The following is a 5,671-nucleotide window of genomic DNA, read 5'->3' on the forward strand; positions in this document are numbered from 1 at the left end:
TTTCTAATAGCAATGTCGATACGCTAAGTCTTTCAAAGAATATTCTAAAGCGAGACTTCTTTATATCTTATATCGAGTACAAAGATATAATAACAGCTACCATAAATATCTCAAGAACAATAGATGATGAGGATATTGAGAACAATATCTCAATAAAAATTTACGAAGAGCTCTCTCTTGATCCTGCAATTGACTATAAAATAGTTTATTTTGAAAGCAATGTTGAAAAAGAAGATAGAATTTTTAATGTTTTTATTGCTACAAATGAAACGATAAATAAAATTTTTAAAAATATTTCTAAAAGAGTACCTTTTATAGATTATGTCGTTGTAGAGCCACTTTTATATAGTGCTATATATAAAAAAGGTTTACTTCCTAGCACTCAGAGTGATTGTTTTTTGACATTTAGGGCCGATGAAGCATTTATAAGCATTTATGTAAATGGAGAATACCTTACATCAAGAGGTTTAAGATACACACTAAATTATCTAAAAGATAAATTTATAGAGCAAAGCGGCGAAAGAGTAAGCCTAGAAGGCTTTTTAGACATTCTAAAGACAAGAGGACTTTTAGATAGCAATGAAGAAGGCTTTAGCTACGATCTAAATACTGTTTTTGAGGACTATATATTTTACGTAAATGACACGATAAATGTTGTTAATAGAATTTACAGCATAAATATAAAAAATATCTATATTGACTGCGACTATAAAATAGAGCGTTTTGAAAAATTTATCAATACAAAGCTCGGCACAAATGCTACGAAATTAAATACAAGCACTGTAATAAATTCTAAAAATTTAGCCATTAGTGAACGATATAACATGATGGCTTTGTATGCAAATTTTTATAAAAAAGAGGCCTTTAATGCCGATTTTAACTTCTCAAATTTGCTTAGGCCTGATCCGTTCACAAAAAGAAAAAGTGGTAAATTTATACTGACATGTGCTGCTGCTTTTTGCCTAAGCATGTCCTATCCACTTTATAATTATATAGCTGGCAGTATTTTAGAAACAGATTCGCAAAGGCTGAGCGATGAGCTTGATGTACTTAATGCACAAGCAGCACAAATAAGAAGTACTCTTGAAAGACTAAAAAAAGAGCAAAATGATATAAAAGGATTGACTGACAAAGAGGAAGAGAAGTTAAATTTTAGAAAAGGATTACTTCAAGAAATTGAAAATAAAAAAGATCATTACGTAATGAAAGGTTTAAATCTTTTTGAAATTACCGATATGATAAATAACAATAGCATTTTTATAACAAATATTAAAAACAACGATAAAAATTTAACAGTAACAGTTGTTAGTGATAATGAAAAAAGGATTACGCAGCTAATAAAAGATATTAGCAAGATGCCTAAATATTCAGTAAATACAAAAAAAATTATAGAAGATAGGCAAAACAACGCGTATGAAAGCAATATAAGTATAGAGATTAGACAATGAGACAAGATGTTTTAAGTAAAATAGATAAGTATTTTGATGCAAAAAAGCAAAGCGAAACAAATATAATTTTTTTGGGTTCAGCTTTAATTATTATTTATATTGTTTATATGCTTTGCTTTGATCCGTCGCAAGATTTTTATGATGAAAGACTTAATACGCATACTAAAATTAGCAATGATCTTTCAAGAACAAGAGATTATTTAAGATCGACTAGCTCACCTAGTGGGGATAAAAATTTTAAAATAAATGAAGAGACCAAAATACTTGAAACGCTTAAAGGCAAATATTCTAGCGTTTTAAAATTTAATGCCCATTTTGACTCAAAGCTAAAAGAACTATCGTTTTTATTATTTAACGATCAAAATTGGGCAAATTTTTTAGACAACATCGTATCTTTAGCAAAGCAAAATAATATAAAAATTTTAGAGTTAAAAAGTGATATAAAAGAGCCAAATTTCCAAAAGATTGAGCAAATTTTAAATATTGACTTAACATTTTTGGGAGGATTTAAAGATATGCTTTCATATATAAATGGTCTTGAAGAATCAAAGCTAGTAGTGGATCTTCATAAAATGGATGTAAATTCTACCCAAAAAGAGCTTGGCGCTAAGATCTCAATATCTGTTTGGGGGATGAAATACTAATGAAAGTAAAAATTTTATTGGCTTTTTTATTTTTAAATATTGCTTTTGCTAATCAGCTTCAAGAGGAAATGGACTCTTATGATAAAATTTTTGAAAAAATAAAGGAAAAAAGAAGCGGTCTTAGCGATATTGAGCTTTCTAGTATAAAAAATCCTTTTAAACAAGAACCTATCAAGACGGTAACAGATCAAAATTTATCAATTATCACTCAGGCTTCAAAAGGGCTTAGTTTAAAAGCAATTTTATTAAACAAAGCAAATATTGATTCCAAGTGGTATGCTGTCGGTGATATTGTTGATGGTTACAAAATAACCAACATTACTAAAAATAGTGTTTTTTTAGTAAAAGGCGATGAGAAACAAGAGCTAATTCTAAAAAATGGAAGTAAAAATGTTGAGATTAAAATTAAATAAAATATTAATAATAGGTGCACTTATTTGCTTGAATATGAATTATGCTAGTGCTAATGAGAGTAGTTGTTTAAGCAAGAATTTTAATATGAAAATTTCAGATGACGTTGCGCTAGTAGATGTGTTAAATCAGCTTTCAGAGATGTGTAACTTTAGTATTGTTGCAAAGGATACTTATAGCAAAACGGAGCTAAAAGATAAAGTTTTTGGCGTTAATATCAGAAATATGAGTCTTATTGAAGTTTTTGACCTACTTTTAAGTGAGAAAAATTTAAGCTACGAGTTTTCAAATAATGTATTAAAAATTTCATCTTTAAAAACTCAAATTTTTAAACTAGATTATATAACTTCTATTAGAGAAGGAACTGCTGTCACCCAAGCTTCAGTGGATGCCACTCCATCTGAAATTTCTAGTGGTTCAAGTAGTAGTGATAATTCCCAAGATGATAGTTCTCAAGGCTCAAGCAACCTTATAAAAACTACCGAAAGGTTTGACTTTTGGGAAAAACTAGATGCTGAGCTTAAAGCTATTTTAAATAATAGTAGCGAACATATCACAGCACCTGATCCTATCATAAATCAAAATGCAGGTCTTATCACTGTTACAGCCACCCCTTCTCAACTTAAGCGAGTCGAAAAATATATAGATGAAATGCAAAAAAGACTAAAAAAACAAGTAATTATTGATGTTTCTATTATTTCAGTTGAGTTAAATAATGAATACAAACAAGGCGTTGACTGGAGTAAATTTGAACTTGGGTTTAATACATACATTGGTAATTCAAGAAATAATCCTAGCTCAAGTGCTACTTGGACAAATAAAGGCAATAGCCTAAGTGATGGATTTGGACGTACATTAAATATCGCAGCTAATTTAAATTTTAGCCTTGATGGAATGATAAATTTTCTTGAAACAAATGGAAAGACAAAGGTTATATCAAGTCCAAAAGTAACAACACTTAATAATCAGCAAGCGCTAATCTCAGTTGGTGATAATATAAACTACCGTGTTCAACAAAAAACTGACAATGGAAACAGCAATAGTGATAGGCTAACAACTACTTATAAACAATACTCTGTTTTTATAGGTATATTATTAAATTTATTACCAGAAGTTTCTGATAATAATAAAATCATGCTTAGAATCAATCCATCACTTAGTAACTTTAAATACGCAGAAGACGACACAAGACAAAATGCGTTAAGAGAGATTGCTCCAGATACGGTACAAAAGAAGCTTTCAACTGTTGTTCAAGTTGATAGCGGTGATACTATTATTCTTGGTGGATTAATAGGTCAGACAAAGGGTAAAAATAATACTTCTGTACCTCTTCTTTCTGATATCCCACTTATAGGTGGCGTCTTTAAAAGTACAAGAGACAATATAAAAACAACAGAGCTTATCTTTGTCATCACTCCTCATGTAGTTGATTTTGACAAAAAAAAGCCACTTAATCAATCATTAAAAGACTTAGGTTTTTCTAAAACGATCTATGAATAACAAGAATATTTATACGGATATAAAAGATATCTTTATCAACGAAGACGAAGTAGCTGATTTTGTTAATCTAGATAACTCGATCACTTGTTACAATAAGATCGTCTCAGCTCTAAAAAAGCCATTAAAACTTATACTTTTTTATGGCAAGCCTGGTAGTGGAAAGACCTTTTTGCTAAACAAGATAGCCTCTGATCTTCAAAAGGATAAAAAATTAATTTTTTTCCCACATCCTTTTTTTAGCGAGGCTACATTTATAGAAGCTCTTTGTGAAGATATATACGGAAATAAGCTTGATAATATAAATAATTTTGAAAGTTTTGTTGCACACTACTCAAAAGAATTTAAAAATAAAGATGAAATTTTACAAAACCAAATAGTTGTCATCTTGGATGAAGCACAACTTTATCCTACTGAATTGATCGAAAAAATAAGGCTAATGGCCGATACAAGATTATTTAAATTTCTATTTACGATTCATAACACTGAAAATGAAGATGTGTTAGCAAAGGACTATTTTCAAACTAGAATTTGGGAAAGTATAGAGCTCGGAAGTGCTAACACGAATGAAATCATAGTTTATTTGCAAAGAAAAATAGGACAAAAGGGCTACGATAAATACCTAAATTTTCAGAAAAAAGACTATGACAAGGCCTATGAGCTTTGTTGCGGAAATCTACGCACACTAAATAAAATTATGTATAAATTTTATGAAATTTGTGAATATTACGAACAAAATCAGCCATCAAAATTAAGTAGCGAGGATGCAAATATTAAAATTTTGACAATGTCTGCACTTGATACAGGAATAATTCATGCTTGAATTACAAGAAATTCAAAGGCTAGAAAAGCTCTATGAAGAGTACGAAAAAAAGAATAAAAATAGTCTTTTAAAATTGTTATCACATAAAAAGCTAGGTCTTTTAATAATTACAACCTTGCTAATTGCTTTTATCTTTGGTACTTTTTTATTTTTCTCAAATACCAAAAACAAAAAAGAGACAACCAATACTCCAGCTTTAGTTGAGAAAAATTTGACAATACAAACAGATATAAAAGAAAAAAACATAACCTTTGCTGAAACTAATGTCAGCAAAAATATTTTAGAAGATGGTAAACAAAAAAGTGAGCAGGCAAAAGAGAGGTTTGAATCAGATAAAAAACAAGATGAGCTCGCTGAGAAAATAGCCAAAAAGCTAGAACAATCCATAAAGCTAAATGAAGATAATAAAGAGCAGGCATCAGATAAAAAACAAAGAAGTGGTGGCGGTTGGCTAAAACTAAATTTACCAACTGAAAATGAAAATATACAAAATGAACAGCCTCTACCAAATGAAGAGATAATAGAATTAGAACCAAAGACAAAGCCAAAAATTGATATTCAAATTTCAAGCGAAAACAATGAAATATCTATGCTAAAAGAAAATTTTAATAAAAGCAAAAATCCAGAAATCGCCCTTAAAATAGCAAGAAAATGCTATCAAGATAAAAGATATATCGACACTATAAAATGGGCACTATCGGCGAATAATTTAGATAGTAGCATTGAGGAGTCTTGGGTCATGTTTGCTAAGGCAAAATATATGCTAAAACAAAAAGATGACGCATTGCGTGCATTAGAAGAATATAATAAAAATAAAAATAAGCCCGAGATAAATGAGCTAATAAATA

General features: G+C 29.6%; 6 protein-coding genes. All 6 read left to right on the forward strand.

Annotation, left to right across the window (positions count from 1 at the left end; genetic code table 11):
* On the forward strand, positions 1–1,448 hold a 1,448-nt coding region (locus F3H00_RS07770), incomplete at its 5' end, for a C4-dicarboxylate ABC transporter (protein ID WP_188115658.1).
* Positions 1,445–2,092, forward strand: coding sequence for a hypothetical protein (locus tag F3H00_RS07775; RefSeq protein ID WP_054196619.1), 648 nt, complete (start codon positions 1,445–1,447; stop codon positions 2,090–2,092). The genes F3H00_RS07770 and F3H00_RS07775, both read left to right, overlap by 4 nt.
* Positions 2,092–2,505 (forward strand): hypothetical protein, encoded by a 414-nt coding sequence (locus F3H00_RS07780; protein WP_148798597.1) that lies wholly within the window; start codon positions 2,092–2,094, stop codon positions 2,503–2,505. The genes F3H00_RS07775 and F3H00_RS07780 overlap by 1 nt, the downstream gene beginning before the upstream one ends.
* The gene (gene mshL, locus F3H00_RS07785; protein WP_148798596.1) at positions 2,483–4,003 is read left to right on the forward strand and encodes a pilus (MSHA type) biogenesis protein MshL; all 1,521 of its coding nucleotides are present in this window, start codon (positions 2,483–2,485) and stop codon (positions 4,001–4,003) included. The genes F3H00_RS07780 and mshL overlap by 23 nt, the downstream gene beginning before the upstream one ends.
* Complete coding sequence (locus F3H00_RS07790) at positions 3,996–4,823, forward strand: ATP-binding protein (RefSeq protein ID WP_149703800.1); 828 nt, start codon at positions 3,996–3,998, stop codon at positions 4,821–4,823. Before mshL ends, F3H00_RS07790 begins: the two co-directional genes overlap by 8 nt.
* A partial coding sequence (locus F3H00_RS07795) for a transformation system protein (protein WP_149703809.1) occupies positions 4,816–5,671 on the forward strand: 856 nt, incomplete at its 3' end. The genes F3H00_RS07790 and F3H00_RS07795, both read left to right, overlap by 8 nt.

Origin of the sequence: Campylobacter concisus (genome assembly GCF_902460845.1) — a bacterium.
Lineage (GTDB): Bacteria > Campylobacterota > Campylobacteria > Campylobacterales > Campylobacteraceae > Campylobacter_A > Campylobacter_A concisus_X.